This window comes from Proteus hauseri (assembly GCF_040139125.1).
GTDB lineage: Bacteria > Pseudomonadota > Gammaproteobacteria > Enterobacterales > Enterobacteriaceae > Proteus > Proteus hauseri_B.
Window position 1 is genome coordinate 108,641 of sequence record NZ_JBEEUB010000011.1, and the last position, 22,892, is coordinate 131,532.

Consider the following 22,892-nt stretch of genomic DNA (forward strand, 5'->3'; position numbering starts at 1 on the left):
CCTAATAACACTCAGAATAAGATAGCAATAGTTATAAATATTTGATTTATGGAGTGGTTATTAAGCGAAAAAAATAGCTTTTTCAACCAAAAAATAGATATTCTGATAGCTAGGTAATAAATGAGTAATGTACTATTTTATTTCATCTGTTTGGTTGTTTATTACGCCCATAATATCAACTCGTATATTGCGTGAATCTGCTCGCCCTTTATCATCAACAGCTCGAATACGATAACGACCACTTACTGTTGGATGCCACTCAATAGAACGTTGATGAGTGCTATTTCCTAAATAGGCATCATCGACAAACCAATAAATAACACTGCTATCATTATCTGCTGTCGCGTTAAATACAATAGAGGTAGTTGGTGATGAATCACGCCTTAAAGTGTAAGTAGTATTACGAAGTGGTGATGTTATACGCGGTGGCATTCCGGTTACGGCAATATCACCGTTTTTACAATGTGTTGTCGATGGCGGCGTTTTTTTAGGTAAACCAGCTAGAGCAAATACTTTGGCTAAATCAGATGGCCAATATTCAAAAACTTCAATATTAACCTCCTCTTTATTATAAGGAGGGCAAACCACATCACCCGTTAATTTATCTAGCGCAATAGGACGATAAATCGTATCAACTTTAATGGGCGACTTTCCGGGTATAAACCACGTTTTACCTTTTCGCTGGCACCAAGGCGTAGGTAAATTACCACTGGCAAGGCAAATATCGACCTGTTTTACATTTTCAGGCAGTGGAAAATTAGGCTCTTTTAACTTGGGATAATCTGCAACAATATTGTCGATAATATTAAAGAAGAGTGGTGCTGCGGCTTCTCCGCCAATCAGTACGCTGTTACCTTTGCCATCAAAATTACCAAGCCAAACAACTAAAACATAAGGACCAAAAACACCACTGCTCCATGCATCGCGAAATCCCCAAGAAGTTCCGGTTTTCCAATAAGTAGGCAATGACATGGATTTTTGCGCTAATGCATCATCAGGGCGTCGATGCTGACTCAGCATATCTAAAGTAATAAAACTCGCTTCTTGGCTTAATACCCTAATAGGTTTTCTCGTGGGGGTTGAAGCCGAGGTTGATGTTGGCTCTTGCATGTTGAGTGTTTTTAATTCACCCCGATTTGCTAATATTGCATATAGCATCGCCAACTCTTGTACCGTAATTTCACCACCACCAAGTACCAACGATAAACCATAGTGTTTTTCACTTGCCATATTACTGACACCTGACATTTGTAAAAACTGATAAAGCGTTGGCTGTTTTAATTGAGAAGCAATGGCAACAGCCGGAATATTTCGGCTGTAATTTAAAGCTTGAGTTGCAGATAAAGGACCTAAAAAGCGTAAGTCAAAGTTTTCTGGTGCATAACTTCCAAAGGTAGAGGGAACATCTTTTAAGATAGTCATAGGGTGAAGAATGCCTTGCTCTAAACCCAATGCATAAATAAAAGGTTTTAATGTAGAACCCGGTGAACGTTTTGCATTTGTACCATTAACTTGCCCATGAATATCAGTATTGTAATAATCCGCAGAACCCACCAGCGCTCTCACGCCCATATCTCTGGTATCTAACAAGACAACCGCTGCATTACGCAATCCAAGGTGCTTATTACGTTCAATAAATGAGTTAACTTGTTTTTCTATTAATTGCTGAAGTGAAACATCAAGCGTTGTAATAACAATAGGTGTTTTATTAGGATTATACTTTTCTTGCTTTTCTATCTGTTCAATAAAATGAGGCGCAATATAGGGTAATCTTTCAGGTTGACGTAATTCTAGCGGCAATTGAAAAAGTGCAGATAAATCGGCATCTTCAGGATGATCCTCTAACCAATAATAGTAGAGCTTATTGCGTGCCTGCATTAAAGAGAGGCTTATCCCTTTCGTATTAGGTTCAATACGATAACTGGGCGATTGAGGTAATACAGCAAGTGTAAGCGCTTCTGGCAAAGTAAGATCTGTTGGTTTTTTATTAAAATAGATCAGACTCGCTGCTCCTACACTTTCAATATTCCGCCCATAAGGTGCGTAATTAAGATATGCCTCTAAAATATCATGCTTTGAATAACTTAATTCTAGCTGAATTGAACGTAATATTTGTACTGACTTTCCCCATAAAGTGCGGGTATTTAATTGCCAATGCATACGTGCTAATTGCATGGTTATTGTGGAACCACCTTGTAACCGATTTCCATGGACATAACTGACAAAAAATCCACGAATTAAGCTATAAGGATTAAAACCCGGGTGATAATAGAACCAGCGATCTTCATATCGCATTGCGCTTTCTATCATTATTGGGGAAATATCATCAAGCGAAGTCCATAATCGATAGCGGTCATCCTTAGCAAGCGTTAAACGTAATAAGTTACCTTCTCTATCGTAATAAGCGGTTGATGATGAGAACCCCTCAGAAAGAGGCGAATGAGGAAATAGACGAAATCCAACACAAAGGAGGGCGAATAAAAAGCCCCCCATCAGTAGGTTTTGTAATAAGCGTTTGCCTTTGATCATACTAAAGTAACCAAAAGCAGACGCTTGATAGCAAATGTAATGTCATTCCATCTTCACTATTACTATTCTTTTATAAATGACTTTGTGACCTATTTAACTGCTACTGGTTTAGTTACGGGTTTAGTGACTGTCATTACACCACTACCTATTGCTAACGCTTGTATTTCTCTATCATACATAGCTTCTGCAAATGCTGGCGGTATTGAGAATATACCTGAGTTTGTTGCTTTGATTTGGTAAACAAACTCCTGCACATCCTTGCTTGCAGTACCGTAGATAATCACTCTATCTTCGCGAATATCACTATAATCGGGTATCCATTGTGTTCCTTTAACTCCCCTTGGTGATAACCATTCCACATCAGTATCACTATCAACATTATCCATTGATTGTTGTACTACTTCAAAGCCACCAGGTAGTAAATCCACCAGCACCACATTATTCACACCTTGTTTTGCATTAGCGCGAACTTTGATATGTACATAAAGTTTTTCACCCAAAGTAGCACTATTAACGACTTCACCTTTCTCATTGATATAATCACGGGTGATTTCTAATCCACGAGATAGCGCTTCTTTAGGTTGCTGACTATCAAACCCTGATTGTGTTACCACATACCAAGCTGGGTTATCAGTTGGATTATTAAATAAAATTTCATTTATGCCAGAACCAAAGTTACCGATAGCCGTTGCGTTGGTCATTGATGAAATCACCACGGGTGGTTGCTCTGCACTTTTCACATTGATTGTAAGAGGTGCATTGGGTGTTGTACTACTTTGGATCTGCTTCGTGTAATACTCTAAAGCCAAGATACTCATTGCTGATGATTGTGTGGTATAGCGCTCTTCTTTAAAGCTTAATACCATGTTTTCCAATAGTTGTGGCGGTATCTCTGTCACTTTTTCAGGGAAGTGTTTCACAATCAAATAGAGTCTTGTACTGTCTTGGATCAGTGGATCGAGGTAGTTATGCGACCACCATGCGTTGTTGTAAGCTTTACTTATCTCTTGCCATGTCGGTTTTAATAACTCATCCGCTTGTTTATCCATTTTTAGCATTTTATATGATGCAGCTAAATACAATGCACCAATATCACTCTGCCATGTTTTTGGATAGTTCTTCTGCATACGCGTTTGAATTGCCGCAATTTCGCTCGTTGTAATTTCGCCTTGACGTGTTAACAGATATACCGCAAATGCTCGCAGACGTAAGTCATCTTGAGAATTGTAAGCAAAGTTAGTTGTAAGCTTTTTCAAATACTCATTGGACGCACGCAGTAATGTATCTGAGACTGGGTAATTTGCCTCTTGTGCCTCAAGTAAGAATTGCACCACATAGAGTGTGACAAAAGGATCGGTAGTTGGTGTTGAACGCCAAGTTCCGATAGCACCTTGTCCATTCTGGCGTGTTAATAACGTAGCCATTGTTTGTGCTAGTTGTTCACGTATCTTTTCTTGAGAATAAATTGCTTTCATTTCAGGATTACGTTGATGGAACAGCAATGGAATTGCCTGACTCGTAATTTGCTCTGAGCCATTGTAAGGATAATTCGCCAGATATTGTGCCAATGCACTGCTTAACACTAATGGTGAATAAGAGACTCTTGCATCTCGTTTGGCGTAATTATCAAACATATGGCGAATATGGGTAACAGATTGCTGTTTACCCTCCATACGACCTAAACTTGATTGAGTACGATAAGCCGATGCAGGACGAATAGATAAATTCATCGTTCTTGTTGTTACTTTACCATCAGCATTAACAGTGAACGTTATTGCCGCATTACCTAACGCTTCTTTCGCTTTTAATCTAAAAGAGACGACAGTTTCTTTCTTTTCGCCTAATAAAAGCTGATGACTATTTTGCCCAACTATCTCTAATTGAGTTTGAGGCGTAATGGTGGCATCAATTTTAGTCTCAACACCATTAAGGTCTGTTAAGTTATTGGCTATTCCCAAGGTGATATCAAACTCATCCCCCGGTGCAACCGTTGTTGGTATATGAGGGCTTAAAACAAAATCATTTCTCACCGTAGTATAACGCTGAGCATGACCAATACGGTTTGGTGTTACTGAAACAGCCATTATCCTTAATTTGCCATTAAAGTACTCTGGTACTTTATAATTAAAGACCGTTTCACCATCGACAGTTTTAATCCCTGACCAATAAACAACGGGCTCATCTTTTTTACGTTTAAATGGGTTTAAATAGAGATCGACACCTTCACCAGCATCGCCTCCCGGCGCTGAGGTTAATGCCATCATTTTACTAAATTCAGGCAAGATAAGATCGAGGATCTGTGTACTGTAAACCTCTAATGAACGTTTACGGAAAAAGTGATCTAATGGATCTTTAAGTTGATAACGAGCAACTTGCAATATGCCTTCATCGACAGCAAATAGCGCAACTTGTTGTAATGAATCGGTTTTAACCGTAATAGGTAATGTATCTCCCGGCTTTATTATTTCAGGGGATTGCAGCTCAATTTGAGCTTGGAAATTATCACGATCCACTTTAAATGGCATAACACCATAACTAAGCGGGCTCATAAAAATTTCATCAGAATTTATATCTCGAACAAATTGAACATTAATATAACCATTACCTTGTAAGTCTGCTGGCACTCGGATTTTTTGCACCGAATTAGTGGTTGATGCTTTAAACCACTGCCAGTGATAAACCTTGTCTCGTTCGATAGTAATAATGCCACTTCCGGTATAAGGGGCATTAATAGAAATTTCAATTTCTTCTCCTGCCTTATAACTCTCTTTATTTAAGGTGAGTTGTAACTCTGCATTACGATCTAGTGAACGAGTGACATTAGCATTACCAGCCACGGCATAGTTAATGCGATTAAGCACACTGCCTTCATTGTTTTTCACAACTAAAACAAAGTTGCCCGGATTTTCAGTATCTAACGTAAAATGACTACCGTTTTCATCAATAGCTAGTGGTTGCTCATTAATTAAGACTTCTTTTAACTTAGATTGGTATTTATAAACACCCGAATTTTGGCGTGTTAATACTGAAATATATTTCTGCTCAAATAACGCAATAGTAAGCTCTGATTGAGCAATCTGTTTCAATGTAGGATCGATTGCAATGAGGTTAACAATGCGCTGAGCTTTCTGATTAATATAATCTAATGAGCCATCTGATTTAACCCCAATAAGATAGTCATGAGGAGAAACCATTACACGTGCAGCCGCAGTTACAGAACGTCCACTTCCTGCATCAAACGCTTCTGAAATTAATTGTAATTGATAGGTAGCATCAGCATAAGAATCTAGCCCTAAACTAAGATCGGCTACACCATTTTCATCCGTTGTTACTGTCTCTAAATCAGTTTCAAAGCTGTCGTTATTACGGCGATTTTCATAAAACTGATAATCAGAATAACGAGAGAAATTAGGATAAACGGGTCGTAACGTTAATTTAGATTCAACTCGACGATCTTGTGCTGGTGTACCAAATAAGTTTTGTACATCAATGCTTGCGTTTAACTCGGAAGGTTTCACCCACCCTTGTTTTCTGTCTGGTGTTAGATTAAGTGCCACTTTGAGTAAGTCAGGCTCAAACTCTTTAACAACAACACGAGTGCTGCCCAATAACTCCATATCTTCACTATTTTTACCCACTAAATAGAGGTAGATATTCCAATCCCCTGTTGGTGAGTTTTCAGATGTGGTGTAACTTAATTCATTAAAACCAAACTCATTTAATGTTATAGGCTGAGTTAACATTAATGTATCGCGAGGGTCACGAACCTCAATACGTAAAGGAACTCCTTTTATTGCGGTTTTCCAGTCATAGGTTCGTGTTATTAGACCAATATTAAATGTTTCACCCGGTCGATAAATACCTCTATCCGAAAATAAGAAGCTATCTAAGGTGCCAGGATTTCTTGGTGTGTTATCACCATAAATATCAAAACGTGATAGATTTAACTCTCTGTCATAATAAGCATTTGTTGGTAAGAAAGAGATATCCCCTTCTTTTTCAACTAAAAATAGAACCGCGGTTTGTTCATTTTTAAAATCATTTAAATTAGCGAATGCAACATGACCATCTTCACCTGTAAATTGGCTTAATAGTGTTGTGCCGTTTTTAGCGATAACAGAGACTGTTGCATGACTTACAGGTTCCCCCGTATAAATAGATTGTACAAAGACATCTCTAGAGCCATCAATTGATGATTTTGCGATAATTCCAAGATCGGTTACAACGACGAATCGAGCATCAAAAACATTGTCGTTATCTTCTTCATCATAATATTCTTCATCATCTTCGTTATCTGTCTTAGCCGCTTTTGTTGGATCCCATGGGCTTAATCTGAGTAAAAAGATCCCTCTTTTCGCTTTTGGATCGGTCGCAAGATAACGACTTAAATCGATCCCTTTATATTGGATCTGACCTTTATCTTCTGTATTAAGTGCAGTTTGATAACTGAAATGCTCCGTAAAATATTCATCATTAAGACGATTAAAATTAACAGAAGTGAAGTTTTTATCTTTAAAAGAGACGATATGTTGTAATTGACTTGGAATAACACGTTTAATATCGAGTTGTAACCCAGGTAAATTACGCGCAGCAACCGTTATCTGTTTTTCACCCATCATAGAGAGCAACGCGCCTTCAGACATAAAGTTCAACATCTTAGGGTAATCCGGCACACTCACGATTTGATAGTGCTCATCTTTTAACTTATAGCCCCCAACAGACTCTATGCCGTCAGGAATTTTAACCAATAAAAAGCGATGAGCTGGTGCGTTATATTTAAAGGCAAAAACAGATTGATTATCTTGCTCAGTATCACCCATCTCAAGAGTGAGTTTTTCAGATTCAGCTAATATCGTTTTACTTACATCATTAAGAGCCCAATCATAAAAATAGTCTTCGTCTCTATTAATATCTGCATCCGGCATTTCTGAGTTATGTTGAGGTAATAACCATGCAGTAATTGCCTCATTCTTTAACTCTTTTTCATTTAATTCATCACTAAATGAGACAATCAGTACACGAGAATCTTTGCCATTCTCAGATTCAACTAGCTCACTATCTATATCTGAAACCGCTAGGCTATATAAACTTGGTACAGCAACTCGATAAGTTTTCTCTTTATCTGTTGGATTAGCCGCTACGCTACTGGTTACCCCTTTAACAATGTTTAAATCAACATAACTACTTACATCTTTTAGTGATAATTGTTCAGAATGAACCCATGCGGTTAGATTTTTATTATCGTAATTAACGGTATATTTTAGTTTTTCGTTACCGGCATATCTCATTTCAAGGCGCTTTTCAAAACTTTGAACATCAACAGGCGCATTAAATGAAATTTTTATAATCGCAATTTTTCTCGATGGATTTTGTGGATCTTGATAAAACTCGCTATTACTTAACCTGTAAAAAAATTCAGTGGTGACAAAGCTATATTTTTTTACTTTAAGTGAGAATTGAGCTGCTAATAACTTCTCATCATTAAGCTCTACTTTGTACTCTTTTCCCATTGGCAGTGGTTTTTTAGCTGTAAAAACTAATGTTGAGGCATTTTGCCAACGCCACTCACCTTCAATAGCAGGGCTAATAGTGACACCTTCAGTAACCACTTTATCAATTAATGTAATGGGGGCGACTGAGCGTGTGAATGATAACGTGATACGCTGAGGCTGTTGGTTATCACTAGAATAATCGATTCGTGAAGGCTCTCTAAGACGCACATCAACATTTTCAACAACAATAGGGGCGACATCGATAGGAACGGGTCTATTAAGATAACTGTGATAACCGTAATAGCCACCAAATGAAGCCGCAGCAAGGAAGATGATTGAGCCTAAAACAGTTTTAGGGTAAGTGGCGACAACGTTTTCAACCTTTCGCAATTGACGAGCGATAAACCCAACCCATATTGGCGTACTCCATTGTATTTGACCAATAATGGGGCTTAATATTCTTTCAAGTAAGCGAATACAAAAGATGATGGCCCAGCCAACTAAACGAAGAAGCTTAAAAGGAAGAGTGAGTAGAAAGCGCAGTACATCCATATAGATAGTCCTAAATTACCGCAATAACATAAATTATGACTCGCGGAGTTAAGCCAAACATCAGTGTCAGTAGAAGTAGCGTTATTGCTAAAAAATAAGAATAAATACTTATAATTAATTTATAAATTAATTATGTAGAGATAGATTACATTTTTAATATTTTTTTCCTAGCGTCCTTCTCTATTTCAAGACTCTTCTTATCTCTATTTTAACCATCTTATTTTAATCGTCATTTAACGCCTTACTAGAAGCGATAATAATTTTTATTTTTGCGAGATAAATCGCACTACTAGCGTGCGATTTACCTTTTAAATTAATAATATAAATTATTTTGAAATTAAGTAGTTATAATCTCTAATCAAACTTTCATAATTATTTGAAATAGTATTTAAGCTACTTGTTATATCTTTATTTTCTTTCGCCTTTTTCTCAAGGACTTTTAACTCAATCAATAGTTGTTGATAAGTTTTTAAATATGCCCCTGTTGAAGAGTCAGAAATTTTCATATTCTCTTTTTTCATTAATGCTTCATCATTAAAGGCTTTTTCTAATACGACTGATTGTGCTTCGACTTTTGTTATCACATCAGCAAGTACGTTTAAATCGAGTTTATCAGGATTGATCAAATCTAATGAATTACTTACAGTGTCTAAAGACTCCATGATATGAAAGCGAATAATTAAACCTTTTTTCTTCACTAATTGAAGTTCTTCGATATGCATAATCTGATAATAATTTTCGTATGCATCTACCGCTTTTTCCTTTTCTTCTAACAATTTGGTATAAGCATTTTTAACATCATCATATAGAGCGTTTGCTTGAGCATAGTCGTCTAAACGGTAAGTCTCTTTTATAAATAAGTAATCACCTAATTTCAGCATTTTTTCATATAAATCGGTATAGCTTTTGCCATAATCGCTACCCACTGCATCTAATTCAGGAAGTGCTGGGGTGAGTGTATTCATATACTCAAATGCTTCTTTAGCGCGATTTAAACCTGATTCACCTAAGTATGTTGAGAATACGGTATTAACAGACATCAGTTTACTGTTCGCCTGCATTCTCTTTATTTGATCCGTTTCAGTTTCTAGTACTTTAAACGGCGAAAGATCAAGTGTCATATTTTTATCAGAACTTAATTCTGCTAATGTTTTCTTGGTGTTATTCAAGAGGTCACTACTTATCGTTGCTGATAATACTGATGTTTTTTTCTTGAGAATAGGTCCAAATTCTTCATTAAAAGCAGACAACCACAAATTACCTTTTTCAATTTTTTGGCTAAATTGAATTTCATCTGTTTGGATGCTGGTTTGATCGGATTTAGATTGCTCTATTTTAGTTTTATCTTGTTGAGATAATTCACTATTTGGGTTTTCATTTGCATTATCACAACCTGCAGCTGATATTAATAAAACACCTAGTACCGATACCAATATGCTCTTTTTCATAGTCCCTCATTATATTATTAATCAATTTGCTCAATAAGAAACTATAATTACATTCATAAAAAATAACTATTATTTGTTAAATTAATTTGAAGTAAGTCAAAATACGCTCAAGATGAGTATTTGCGGTAATTTATTCAATTAGGTTTATTTACTTAATATTTTATTTTTACAACCTTCACTTATTCTCATTTTAATAAATAGCATTAAGATTAATTACATTCACTATTTTCAATGCCTTCTTTTAATGATTGCGCTATTAACTTTAATATAAAATCAATAAAACAGGTGCAATCACTTAATTTATTAGCTTCACCTAATATTTTATAATAATTATTATGATAGGATCCTAACCAATCTGGTGAAACACAACGATATTTAATGCAACAATAGATAAAAATATGTGACTAGTGCGAATAAACGTAGTCAACTATGTTTTCAAAAAAAGGCTACAAGCTTAGAAATATGGCGAGTACAAAATGAATAAATACCATGTATCTAATAGCGAAGGGAAATTTGCTGGCGGTTCTGATGAAGAGGTACTGGCTAACAAGCTAGGGCTTTTAAGCATTGATGATATCAATGATGCTGAGCTTGTCCTGTTAGAAAAGCTGTATCAAGCCATTTTTGAAGAACAATTCCCAACAGAACAAATCACGGTATCCCTTATTCAGCGTTGGCACCGCCAATGGCTAGGGAATGTTTACGAGTGGGCTGGTCAGCTACGTACAGTAAATATCAGCAAAGGTGGCTTTATGTTTGCCCCTGCGGGTCGTGTTGCAAAGTTGCTTGCTCAATTCGAGAAAGAATATCTAGCGAAGTACACGCCCTGCACCAATATGAGCCGAGAACAAACCATAGAAGCTATTGCAACTGTGCATGTGGAGTTAATTCTGATTCATCCCTTTAGGGAAGGAAATGGGCGCTTATCGCGTTTACTCGCAGATGTGATGGCAGTACAAGCTGGTTTTCAGTCGTTAGACTATGAAAGTTGGACTCAACACCCCGAGCAGTACATTGCAGCAATCCATGCAGGATTAAACCTTAACTATGAGCCCATGAAATATTGGGTTAATGAAGCCTTAAAAGAGAACTAAATCGCCAGTTTCAGGTGTCCAAACTTCTCACGTTTCGCTTTCATTTCTTCTTCAAGGCGACGGGACTCCTGCCCTGTTTCAATAGCAGTAGAAGTTGTCACCGCACGAATTAGCTGAGTGCGAGTTGGTTTTATATATGGTATTTCAACGTGTTTATTACTTTTCATGTTAAACCTCTTAAAATATAGTCACCGTTTCATAATATCAATTATCGCACTAACTACAAATACTAAACACAAGCTATATTCTACAGACCTATTTTTGGGAAGCTCAACGTCGATATGTAAAGTCCACTAATAAGGACAATGCATAGGCACAAGTTCAGATGTTACAGCTAAAATTCAATGAACTCCTTTAGACAAGCATTAAACAGCGTTGGCAATGATAAGGTAAGTATCAACACTGTTTATAGCATGTACTGAAATTAAGTTATAGGAATACTCCTAGTTGAAAATTGTTCAATCCAATTGATTAAACTATCTAAATCATTCTCTATATCAGAAAGTTCTGGAAGAGTGTCGGGAAGCTCATTTGGTTGAGAATGTTCATAGACAGAGTAACGAGTCATTAAATCGTCAATCAGTTGGCAATCAGCTGGTGTTATTTTAACAAGTTTCATAAGCTTATTTCCTGTCATCACACTACGACGAAATCTTAACACGACTTCATCCAGCAAGATCGTTTCTACACATCTCTCTACGATAATACGTAAATTACTACATAAGCTTTTAGCTTCACGATCATATGCATATTGATCTCCATCTTGATGAGCTTTCTTTAATAACCTTAACGAATCAGCCTTTAAGGTATTTAACGCTTTTTTAGGTTGCTGATTACGGACATTTCCAGGGACAGTTTGACCAATTCTTCCAGCAAAATTTTGTAATGTAATTACGTCAACGGATACTGGTGTACCAAGGTTTCCTGATTGTCTTTTTTTGGCTTCAGCTTCAACTAAAGCTACCAGTGAAAGGCGATGGGTAAAAATAATAACTTGTCTTGTTTCGGATAGTTCTATTAATCTACTAACAACACGTTCTTCGTAGTCTTGATCAAGAGATGATATTGGATCATCAAAAACAAATGGGGTTGATTGTTGCTCACCGGTCATGTCCGCAATAAATGCAGACAGTGCTACAATTCTTGCTTCACCCTCGCTTAAAATAACTGCTGGTGAAATTTTATGTATTGAACCATCTAATTCTAATTCAAAAGAAATATTCCCTTTACCTTGCTTTATATCCTTTGGCTTAACTCGAATTCGCTTGTTTCCTAATTTACTTAGCTCAGAAGAAAATCTATCACGATAACCATTACTTATTAACTCTTCCGCAAGTTCATTACTTTTGATCGTAAGTTGGTTTGTTCTAGCAAGGGTTTGTGCTTTATTTATCTCTGCTATTTTATTCAACCTTTTTATTTCATCAATTATGGTTTGTTTATTCTGATTTAACCACTGGGTTGTTTTTAAAAAAGCCAATCTTGCTAGTAGAGCGAGTCTCCCCCCATCTTTTTGTAGCGCTTGAAGTGATTTTTCTTCGCCATCCAATAAGCTTAATGAATCATTATATATATCATAAATAGGTTTCCAATTGATTACAGGAAGTTGCTCTACTGATGTGGCTATGTTTAGTAATGCTTTTCGATTGGATATATCAACTAATATTTTTTCAGATAATTGTTCATCCATTTTCAAAATATTCAATCGAGAGTGCCAATCTGCTATATCAGGGAGTTTACCGTATTTATCTAGTTTATTTTTATAGGTGTTTTCTGCTTGTTTAGCATTTTTTTCCAAACCGTTTTTGATAAATAACTCAAATGCATTCATTCTTTCTTTTGCGTCAGGTAACAACTCTTGTTGACATAATACGCATCGAGCTAAATCAGCAGTGTGAGGAAAATTGTTATTTGGATAAGCATAAGAAACTGAAAAACTTCTAGCCTGTTCCCACATTGCTAACCATGTGGATTGCCCAATACCTTCCAAAGGTGAGTCCTTAAATGCTGACTGAGCGGCTTCGTTGGCATTTTTTCTTTTTAATAAAGCTTCATTATGAGATTCAATTAACTCTTTAATTGAATCATTACTGTAAAGAGAATTTAATTCTGTAATAAATTTATGCAACTGCTGAAGTGCTTTTTTTTCAGAAACAATTTGTTTTAATCTGCTAGGTATATCTTTTTGTAATAAAGTTGACTCACTTTGAATTCGTTCTGCATCCATGTCTTCAGTATATTTACAATTAATTTCAATATCATTAATTGAAGTTTTTTCATTTACTTTTTTATACCAATGTAACGCTGAACTATCAGAAAAATCAGCAGGAAATTGCGGACGTAGATCCACTAATTGAGCTTTTTTAGCTATTAGTCGCGTATTAATTTCATCACATGTTGAAATTAGTGTTTTAACAAATTTAATTTTGCTTGGTTCATATGTTGCTGGTTTTTTATCTTTGATATAAATACCAGCAGCATGAGTATCGAAAATTTGTACATTTCTTAGAGCATTACATGGTCCATTTTGAAGAGACCAAGTAGCCTGATGAATAGATTGACCATCATGATAATGCGCTATAGCACTAATTGAGTTTGTTTGTTTTTCAAATACATTTCCATGTATATCTTCTTTATATTGTGAGCCACAAATTTGTTTAAGTAACCTTGAATAACCTGACTTTCCCGCTCCGTTAGGTCCATATATGACCGTTAGTTGTGTATTCCCAAAATCAATACTCGCAGGTGAAGTGAGGGCATTTACACCAATTATATCTGTTAGTTTTAGGATACGTAAAGGAAGTTTTTGAGACGCTTGAGAAAGAGATCCTTCCACATATGCCTCGAAAGTTATATCCTTAGATGACATAGCCTCGCTTAAACAAAGTTCAGTTAGTACGTCAAGTTCCTTGGCTGTCAAACGTCGCTTATTATTGATTATTTGAATCGCTGCTGTTTGTAACCATCTAGGGCGCTCAGATAACCATTTTTCAAAAGAATCATTGATTATTTTTGTCATAATTTTATCTTTTCATAGTTGAGTATCGATATGATAAGATATTCTTATGATAAAAAAGCAAATGTTGATCTGATTTCAGTTAAATTCATCCATCTAAAATAAATATTTCTCAACAAAAGCATTTAATTTTTAATTTGTTATAAATAATCACACTTAAAAATTAATTCCAATATCAGACTGAAACAACGGTGGTATACTTTATTCGGAACTTATATATTGAATTAAATGGTTAATTTTATTCAATATATAAGTGACATGATTGGTTTAATTTTATATTTGCTAAGTAATCGCTCTGTAAATACTCTATTATCAGAACTAGCAATCATATTTCAACACTATCTCCAAGTATCGATGCTGCCAATCACCATCAGACAGCTCATGCAAACTGACAAATCCATCATGTTCTAGCACACAGACACCGCTATGCGAATTCACATAATCATAGACTGCGCGGCTTTCTAGCCCTTGTATCATATGCGCAAGTAACTTACATCGCATCACGACACCACATCTTCCACTCCCCCATTTTTTGTTTTTCACTTTGTAGTATTAAATGGTTGTCCAACTGCATTCACCACAGACAGTCCATACTTATTTTTATTACCTGTTTTTATATATTCTTCGAGTAACTGGTTTAAGCTTTCCCGTAACTCCGCTGCTTCCAATTTCCAATATTCAAGTATTTCTAATATAAACTCATCGGAATTACGTCCATTTTTTATTCTCTTTAAAAGATGGTTTATTTCTTGTTTTTTGCTGACTGTGGTACTACAAATAAAGCACCGTTGGACGTGCGGCAGCAGTATGGACGAATTAACTATCAGCCCTGCTGGAAACTTCCTCGTATAGCACAAGAAGAATGGCAAAGCTTATGGGTACCGAATGAAGCTGGATGGGAAAATCTATGAGAGGAAAACATTCATCAGTCAAGGCTCCCAGGCCTCATCAATAAAAGCATGAAACTATTGGTACATGGGCTATCAGAGGATGGCGGAAATTATTTTAAGCATTTGAATTATTGTAAAAATCAGTATTAACAATTGTTAATTTAGGGTAAAAAAGATCTTAGCCTTCAAAAAGAAAATATAAAACTTACTCTTTACTAATTTATCTAATTTCGGAAATTTTAATATCTATTTTGGGTTTCAGTAAAAAAACACCAGCCATATATTATATACGGAGGATTTTTAAATCCAATCAAAATTATAATAATAGCTTTACGATTAGTAACATTATACAAATATTTAAAATAGTGAAAACCTAAATAGATCACCATATCCTTCTGTAAAAATTCGTGTTGAAATTAAATTAAGATAAACTATATTATTTAATTACTTTTAAAAAATTAAAACATAATTAATCATGAAAATCATATACTTAGACCACAACATTTACTGTGCATACATAAAAAAAGAAAATAAAAACCCTCTTTTACTAAATAAGATAGATTCTATTAGTAAAATTAAATATATATTTCCTTATAGCCCAGCTCATATAGAAGAAGTCGCTGAAATTAGTAATTCAAAAAAGGATCAAAAGGATCAAGTCGAGTTTATATCAATATTGTTACATGGTATATCGAGTCTTTCTTATGGAAGGGAGATTTTTCCAAATCATGGAGGTCCAACAAGAATAATAACTGAGTCGCCACTTACATGCTTTGACCGAGTATTTAAAACTTTAAATACAACTGAGTATGCAAAAGAAAATGAAAGAAGAATATATGCATTTAAAAATGCAGGTACTTATGAAAATTATTTCAAAGAACAATCGCTTATAAGTCACGATATAGATTTCACTCACGACAATATGAGAAAAAGACATAAGATAGATATTGATAAAATTAAAAATCTAAGTAACACAGAGCTAATGAGTAACAAATTTGTTCTATCTCTTTTTATGGAGTTTTGTGAGCAACGCGATAAGTTTATTTCATATGATGAGAATTTCGAAAACTTCAAACATGATCACTCTTTGGTTGAAAGAAAAATTGATTGTTACTTTAGATTTCTAGAGATTGTTGGCTATTACACAGAACCATATAAAAGATGCGCATCTCGAATGCATGATGTAACACATGCCATCTATGCAACTAAAGCTGATTTTTTCATCACCAATGATTATAATTTTCATAAAAAGATCAAAGCAACATATACATTTTTTAAAATACCCACAATAATACTTAATATTGAAGAATTTACTTCTTTTGAATTTTAAAACAAGTTACTCTTTAAATTAGAAAATGGTAAAAATTACCATTTTCTATGGTATTATATTAATAATATATACCACTACCTACTATCATATCATTTTAAATTTTCTTTATTGTACGCCTAATGAAATTATAACCTTTATCATTGATTAAATTTACTAAAAAAATAAAAAATTTAATATGCATAATATTTATTGATAAGCCTAGCAATGTCATCAAGGATTTATCAATAAATTAGGCTTATTCACTATATACCCGCCTATAACTAAAATAAGCTCTCTTCGATGTAAGAATTTAATTTTAATTACAAATATCCATATGATCTGCCCACTTCTGCAACCACACTCTGCATTCACTCTCATAACTATATAAATCATACGTACCTGCAATACCACCACGTGAATGCCCAAGTATCGCCTCCTCCACTTCATTAGGGCAACCGAATTTAGCCAACCCAGTGCGTACTGTACGGCGTAAATCATGAGGTGACCAATCAGGGATATCTAGCATTTTTCCTTCTTTGCGTAAACGCCATGCACATTCAGTTAAGATATTTTTGTTGGATAGGTAGTTCTGTGACTTGAGATGGAAAAAGATATTTATCAAAGTTCATACACATTGATTTCAAATAAGTGATTGCTTGATGAGGCAATTGCACGTAGCGCCCGATGCCTATCTTAGTTTCTTTCAGATGAATAGTCCCTTTTTCAAGATCCACATCATCCCAAGCCATTGCGCACACTTCACCTGTTCGGCAGCCCGTCCAAAGCGTCAGACGGAAAACATTTTTCACAACATTGGTGTAAGCAGAACTAGGCAACCATGCTAAAAATTTCTTGAGTTCATTATCATCTAGATAACGAGTACCTTTATTACTGGTTAGTTTAAACTTAGCTTGCTGCAAGCTCGACAGGGCATGCCTAATTGACGTAACTGTTTCAACTCTTGTAACTTAACTCTCGCTTCACTTAATGAAATTTGAGGAAAATTACCAATCTTTAGCTGTACAAGTTTGTGGGTAACTGGGCTACTATAACGGTAGAAAAATATCTTAATGCCTGTTGCGCCAAAAAATAGACGTAAAGCCGTATTTTCACCCGTATCAGACCTATCTTTACGGTTAGGTTTCATCGTCTCAATGACTTTTGTTGATTGGGACTTTGCTGGTAGCTTTTGGCTCATAAGTGCTGCCTTGTTTAGCGCTGACTATAAGATAATTAAAGGTTTTTAGTGAAAAGTGTAAGTTGTTAGTTTTATTATGCCCATTATACCGTTTCACCAACAACAACCTACCCTTTAGCCTACACTTACATATGGGATTCTGTGATATTTTATAAGATATAATGCGATCTTATGAGAAAACAAAAAAACATAGAATCAAGTTAATTCAATAAGTTAATATAGATACCCCAATGACTGACAACCAAAATTTCGAATCCCACACACCAATGATGCAGCAGTACCTTAAACTTAAGGCAGAGCATCCTGAAATTTTACTGTTTTATCGTATGGGTGACTTTTATGAACTGTTTTTTGATGATGCCAAAAAAGCGTCTCGTTTATTAGATATCTCATTAACAAAACGAGGACAATCAGCAGGTCAGCCTATTCCGATGGCGGGTGTTCCTCATCATGCTGTAGAAAACTATCTGGCAAAATTAGTGCAATTGGGTGAATCCGTTGCTATTTGTGAACAAATTGGTGACCCGGCAACAAGTAAAGGTCCCGTAGAGCGCAAAGTGGTGCGGATTGTAACACCGGGTACTGTCACTGATGAGGCTTTACTTGAAGAGCGCCAAGATAATCTTTTAGCTGCCATTTGGCAGGATAAAAACGGGGCTTTCGGTTATGCAACGTTAGACATCACTTCTGGTCGTTTTCGTGTTACAGAGATGCCCGATAGCGACAGCATGGCAGCAGAGTTACAACGCACTCATCCCGCTGAATTGCTTTATCCTGAAACGTTTGAGGCAATGGCGTTAATTGAACGCCAAAACGGGCTTCGTCGCCGACCTATTTGGGAATTTGAGCCAGATACCGCTAAGCAACAACTTAATATGCAATTTGGTACTCGTGATTTAACGGGTTTTGGTGTTGAAAATGCTCGCCTTGCACTTTGTGCTGCTGGCTGTTTATTACAATATGTGAAAGATACACAACGTACTTCACTACCTCATATTCGTAGTATCACCATGGAACGCCCTCAAGATGCGATTATTTTAGATGCCGCAACTCGTCGTAATCTTGAATTAACCCAAAATCTTGCTGGTGGCACGGATAATACCCTTGCATCAGTCTTAGACTTTTGTGTTACCCCAATGGGTAGCAGAATGCTTAAGCGTTGGATACACACGCCACTACGCCAACGTGAACAGCTGGTTAAGCGCCAAGATGCTATTAGTGCCTTACAACCGCTCTACTTTGAGTTACAGCCGTTTTTACGCCAGATTGGTGATTTAGAACGTGTATTAGCACGCTTAGCATTACGCTCAGCGCGTCCTCGCGACCTTTCTCGTATGCGTCATGCTTTTCAACAATATCAAGATATTCACCACGTTCTTGAACAAACTGATATGCCTTATATTAAAGAATTAAAAAAGCGTATTAGTCAGTTTGATGAGTTGCGTGAACTATTAGAAAAAGCCATTGTGGAAACGCCTCCCGTATTAGTGCGCGATGGTGGCGTTATTGCGTCAGGTTATAATACAGAATTAGATGAATGGCGTGCACTTGCCGATGGCGCGAGCGACTACTTAGATAAATTAGAAATTCGCGAACGTGAAAAGTGGGGCATTGAGACCCTTAAAGTCGGCTTTAATGGTGTACATGGTTACTACATTCAAGTGAGTCGTGGGCAAAGTAGTTTAGTGCCAATGCACTACGTTCGTCGTCAAACGCTAAAAAATGCTGAACGCTATATTATCCCTGAACTAAAAGAGTATGAAGACAAAGTATTAACCTCTAAGGGCAAAGCGTTAGCGATTGAAAAAATGCTCTATGATGAGATTTTTGAACAGCTATTACCTCACCTTACTGCATTACAAATCAGTGCCGAAGCGTTAGCTGAAACGGATGTGTTGGCTAACTTAGCTGAACGCGCTGAAACACTAAATTATACGCGTCCTGAATTAACCGAAAAAGCGGGTATTCAGATAACAGGCGGACGCCATCCTGTCGTTGAGCAAGTGCTGAGTGAGCCGTTTATCTCTAATCCATTACAACTTGCGCCTCAAAGACGTCTATTAATTATTACTGGTCCTAATATGGGCGGTAAAAGTACCTATATGCGCCAAGCGGCACTCATTACACTGCTTGCGTATATTGGTAGTTTTGTTCCTGCTGAAAAGGCACTTATTGGTCCTATTGATCGTATATTTACCCGAGTAGGTGCTTCTGATGATCTCGCTTCTGGTCGTTCTACTTTTATGGTGGAAATGACAGAAACCGCCAATATTTTGCATAACGCAACGGAAAACAGTTTGGTGTTAATGGATGAAATTGGTCGAGGAACATCCACTTATGATGGATTGTCTCTTGCTTGGGCTTGTGCTGAGAACCTCGCTAATCGAATTAAAGCGATGACGTTATTTGCTACCCACTACTTTGAATTAACTACCTTACCTGAAAAATTAGAAGGTACCGCAAATATCCATTTAGATGCAGTAGAACACGGCGATACCATTGCCTTTATGCATAGCGTGCAAGAAGGTGCGGCAAGTAAAAGTTATGGTTTAGCTGTCGCTTCTTTAGCTGGCGTACCAAAAGAAGTTATCCGCCGTGCTAAACAAAAACTAAAAGAGCTTGAAGCGATTTCGGGACATACGGGCTCAGGGCATGTCGAAACATCTCAACTAATGCTATTAAGTGAAGCTGAACCATCAGCGATAGAGCTGGCATTAGATAAAATCGATCCTGATTCATTAACGCCTAAACAAGCCTTAGAGCAACTTTATCGCTTAAAAGAGATGGCAAAATAAGTCATAACAATAAATAGCGTTAAACTTATAATGAAAAATGGCTCTGTATCATCACTACAGAGCCATTTTTGTATGTTCTCAATTCGTTTCTTTCAAATCAAAACAGACTTAATTGATAGGCGATTGACTATATTTCAAACGCTCTCCCAATAACAATAATGTCTCTTGATCACCATAGTTATCAAAAAAACGAATAAAACGAGATAAGGCAGGGTTAAACATCATATCGTCACTGATCCGCTGACGATTAATCAAGGCTTTCATTTTAAAATCAAAAGTCAGCGTTATTTCATCATCGCCACGACCTTGATTAAACAATAAATGGTCATTACTGACTTTCAAAGCACGTAGATATTTATAACCACTTTCATAAATGGTTCTTAAATTGCCATTTGTTTGATATTGAAAGATAGAATAAAGATCACGAGAAGCATGGCGAGCAATAAAATAAATATTGCCTTGCTGATTTTGTGCCACATCAATCACTCGTATAGGAAGCCAACGCGTTTGAGTCACCTCTTTGTTCACTAAATTTAGAGTGATCGCCAAGGTGTTAATAGTATAGTGTTGGTTATAAAAAATATGTAGAAGGTCACCAGAGATTGCATAATGAAACTGCGTAAACTCACCAAAATCTTCTGCATAATATTGCTTAACGAGATCTTCAGTGGTTATAGCATATTCCCAGCTTTCACCTTCGTCTGAACTTGCGGTGATGGTTTTATTATCAGCTAATATTAATTGTGAGGTTGATTCTGAAAAGAGAAGCTGTCCGCCAATTAGTGCTAACGGGAAACGGTGATAACCATAGCCTCTGTTATTTTCTTGCCAAGGAATGACATCACTTAACTTAAAATCAGCTAAATTAATGGTTTGTCGTCCTTGTTCTGTAAATAAGAGACATTTTTCAGTCACACAATAAGCATTATAAAAACTACCTTCTGCTTGAGAAATAAAGCGCACGCCTTCTTTATCAGAAAAATACAACCGGTGTTTTCTAGGATTGCTTTGACGATACAGCCGCCCGTAAGCATCAACTTCATATTGACTATTATCAGATTCTATTTTTATTAATAGACCATTTGGCGCATTAAACTCCGCTTGCCAATCATAACGAGAATAAGGGTGTGAAGATAACACTGATGAGTCTTCATTTTGCCACTGCCATTGAGAGACAAAACCATGAAAAAGCACACCATAAATCAATAAGATAATTAAAATAAATAAGCTGGTGATAATAATAAAAGGCTTACGGAAAAAAGGATTCATAAACTTAACTCCGTAATATAAAACGGTTGCTTGCTCTCAACACATTGCTGTTGCAGTAAATAATAGGTTTGATAACTTCCCTTTCCTTTTTCAGAAAAAGTTATATAAAGATTTGAAATTAAAAGAGTTAAAAATGCAATTCCCGTAATAATTGAACCATAAATAATCCCTATTCCTAAAAAGGTATCACCAATAGAAAGCCAATCCCATTTATCCCAATAATTGCCCTTTTCATAAACATCTGAAATCTCGAAAATAGCCAAAAGAGAGAAAATAAATGCACTGATTAAACCAGTAATTAAGAGTGCTGAGCGTTTAGCACGCTGATGCCCAAGATATACTTGTCCGGAAATCAAATAAGCGCTGTTATCAGTATGATTATAAACACCTAAAACAACAGGAGCAGAATAGTGGTCTTCTGCTTGCAAAAAAAACAGTTCAACTTCATCACCATCAGCAATAAACAGATTATGATCAGAGAAAAATAGGCGCTCTCTATAACTTAATATAAAGGGTTGTTTATCTATCTGACAGGATATTTGCATAATCACATTTTCACCGTTGCGGTGATGTATTTTAATTCGTTCAACATGATGAAGTTTTATTGTTCCTCGAACACGTTGCACTTTACTTTGCTTAAATTGAGCAAGTGGCTTTTTAGCAACAATAACACGAGGCAATGGACGTTGTTTTATTTCTGGAATAATCAGTTGTTCACTATTAGGGGAAGTCACGTCTTGCTTAGCAATCACTTTATCTAACGCTTTTATTCTTTTTTTATGTTTAGGACGGATACGTTGAAAATAGCGATAAATTTTCTCACCGATATAGCAAATACCAGTCATTGCCGCACCAAATGAGATAACCATAGTGACAATAATAAAGAAATCAGGTGCTAAATAAATTAACGAGAAATAACTCCATCCACACCCAACCACAGTAAGAAAAAGTGCAATAAACAACCATTTTTTCTGTTTAGAGGTAAGTACAAATGTTCTTTCAGGCTCTAGTCGCCCTTTAGTAGCATGATAAATCCATTGCACCCAAAAACTGCCATCGTTAAGCAGTTCAGCACAAATTTTTAGTTCATCTCCTAATTTTAAACGTGTAAGAAAAGTTTGAGCATGTGCAAAATCCGCTTCATTAAGATAAAAAACTTTACCTGAAGCCATTATTCTCACCATTCCTTTGGGCGATGTTTTATCTTGGTTAAAATCACATTGCTCTAATTTGACGTTTAAAAAATAATCTTTCATATTCTCTTTTATGGTCCCTATAAGGTGTCGATGTTATAACACTA

At 36.1% G+C, this 22,892-nt stretch carries 14 protein-coding genes; 3 read left to right on the plus strand and 11 right to left on the minus strand.

What is annotated here, in order from left to right:
- Window positions 1–132 precede the first annotated feature (132 nt).
- The 3 genes from pbpC to ABN099_RS16570 all read right to left on the minus strand — a co-directional run bounded on the left by pbpC (window position 133) and on the right by ABN099_RS16570 (window position 10,021).
- Window positions 133–2,529: a penicillin-binding protein 1C gene (pbpC, locus tag ABN099_RS16560; protein ID WP_349465363.1), complete on the minus strand. Its 2,397-nt coding sequence runs from the start codon at window positions 2,527–2,529 to the stop codon at window positions 133–135.
- An 89-nt stretch (window positions 2,530–2,618) separates the two neighbouring features.
- On the minus strand, window positions 2,619–8,573 hold the full coding sequence (locus tag ABN099_RS16565) for an alpha-2-macroglobulin family protein (protein ID WP_349465365.1): 5,955 nt from the start codon (window positions 8,571–8,573) through the stop codon (window positions 2,619–2,621).
- 326 nt (window positions 8,574–8,899) lie between these two features.
- Complete coding sequence (locus tag ABN099_RS16570; protein WP_349465367.1) at window positions 8,900–10,021, minus strand: DUF3829 domain-containing protein; 1,122 nt, start codon at window positions 10,019–10,021, stop codon at window positions 8,900–8,902.
- A 476-nt stretch (window positions 10,022–10,497) separates the two neighbouring features.
- On the opposite strand from ABN099_RS16570, the gene ABN099_RS16575 reads away from it, so the two are divergent.
- Entirely contained in the window at window positions 10,498–11,115 is a 618-nt protein-coding gene (locus ABN099_RS16575) for a Fic/DOC family protein (protein ID WP_349465369.1), read from the plus strand.
- On the opposite strand, the gene ABN099_RS16580 is transcribed toward ABN099_RS16575, so the two are convergent.
- From ABN099_RS16580 to ABN099_RS16590, 3 genes are all read right to left on the minus strand, one after another.
- Complete coding sequence (locus ABN099_RS16580; protein WP_349465370.1) at window positions 11,112–11,282, minus strand: hypothetical protein; 171 nt, start codon at window positions 11,280–11,282, stop codon at window positions 11,112–11,114. The two genes, ABN099_RS16575 and ABN099_RS16580, sit on opposite strands and share 4 nt — an antisense overlap.
- Before the next feature lie 257 nt (window positions 11,283–11,539).
- The gene (locus ABN099_RS16585; RefSeq protein ID WP_349465372.1) at window positions 11,540–14,134 is read right to left on the minus strand and encodes an AAA family ATPase; all 2,595 of its coding nucleotides are present in this window, start codon (window positions 14,132–14,134) and stop codon (window positions 11,540–11,542) included.
- Window positions 14,135–14,449: 315 nt separating this feature from the next.
- Complete coding sequence (locus tag ABN099_RS16590; protein ID WP_349465374.1) at window positions 14,450–14,632, minus strand: hypothetical protein; 183 nt, start codon at window positions 14,630–14,632, stop codon at window positions 14,450–14,452.
- 864 nt (window positions 14,633–15,496) lie between these two features.
- Between ABN099_RS16590 and ABN099_RS16595 the strand changes: the two genes are divergently transcribed.
- Window positions 15,497–16,351: a hypothetical protein gene (locus ABN099_RS16595; RefSeq protein ID WP_349465376.1), complete on the plus strand. Its 855-nt coding sequence runs from the start codon at window positions 15,497–15,499 to the stop codon at window positions 16,349–16,351.
- A gap of 295 nt (window positions 16,352–16,646) precedes the next feature.
- On the opposite strand, the gene ABN099_RS16600 is transcribed toward ABN099_RS16595, so the two are convergent.
- Genes ABN099_RS16600 through ABN099_RS16610 form a run of 3 tightly spaced genes read right to left on the minus strand, consistent with a single transcriptional unit; the run spans window position 16,647 to window position 17,528 of the window.
- Window positions 16,647–16,856 carry a hypothetical protein gene (locus ABN099_RS16600; protein WP_349465378.1) on the minus strand — a complete coding sequence of 70 codons (210 nt, stop codon included), beginning with the start codon at window positions 16,854–16,856 and terminating at the stop codon, window positions 16,647–16,649.
- 31 nt (window positions 16,857–16,887) lie between these two features.
- Window positions 16,888–17,250, minus strand: coding sequence for a tyrosine-type recombinase/integrase (locus tag ABN099_RS16605; RefSeq protein ID WP_349465380.1), 363 nt, complete (start codon window positions 17,248–17,250; stop codon window positions 16,888–16,890).
- On the minus strand, window positions 17,226–17,528 hold the full coding sequence (locus ABN099_RS16610; RefSeq protein ID WP_349465382.1) for an Arm DNA-binding domain-containing protein: 303 nt from the start codon (window positions 17,526–17,528) through the stop codon (window positions 17,226–17,228). The genes ABN099_RS16605 and ABN099_RS16610 overlap by 25 nt, the downstream gene beginning before the upstream one ends.
- A 230-nt stretch (window positions 17,529–17,758) precedes the next feature.
- On the opposite strand from ABN099_RS16610, the gene mutS reads away from it, so the two are divergent.
- Complete coding sequence (gene mutS, locus ABN099_RS16615; protein ID WP_349465384.1) at window positions 17,759–20,323, plus strand: DNA mismatch repair protein MutS; 2,565 nt, start codon at window positions 17,759–17,761, stop codon at window positions 20,321–20,323.
- A gap of 108 nt (window positions 20,324–20,431) precedes the next feature.
- Here the strand turns inward: mutS and ABN099_RS16620 are convergent, their stop codons facing one another.
- Together ABN099_RS16620 and ABN099_RS16625 are read right to left on the minus strand one after the other, a co-directional pair.
- Window positions 20,432–21,592, minus strand: coding sequence for a hypothetical protein (locus ABN099_RS16620; RefSeq protein WP_349465386.1), 1,161 nt, complete (start codon window positions 21,590–21,592; stop codon window positions 20,432–20,434).
- Window positions 21,589–22,848 carry a hypothetical protein gene (locus tag ABN099_RS16625; RefSeq protein WP_349465387.1) on the minus strand — a complete coding sequence of 420 codons (1,260 nt, stop codon included), beginning with the start codon at window positions 22,846–22,848 and terminating at the stop codon, window positions 21,589–21,591. The genes ABN099_RS16620 and ABN099_RS16625 overlap by 4 nt, the downstream gene beginning before the upstream one ends.
- Window positions 22,849–22,892: the final 44 nt, after the last annotated feature.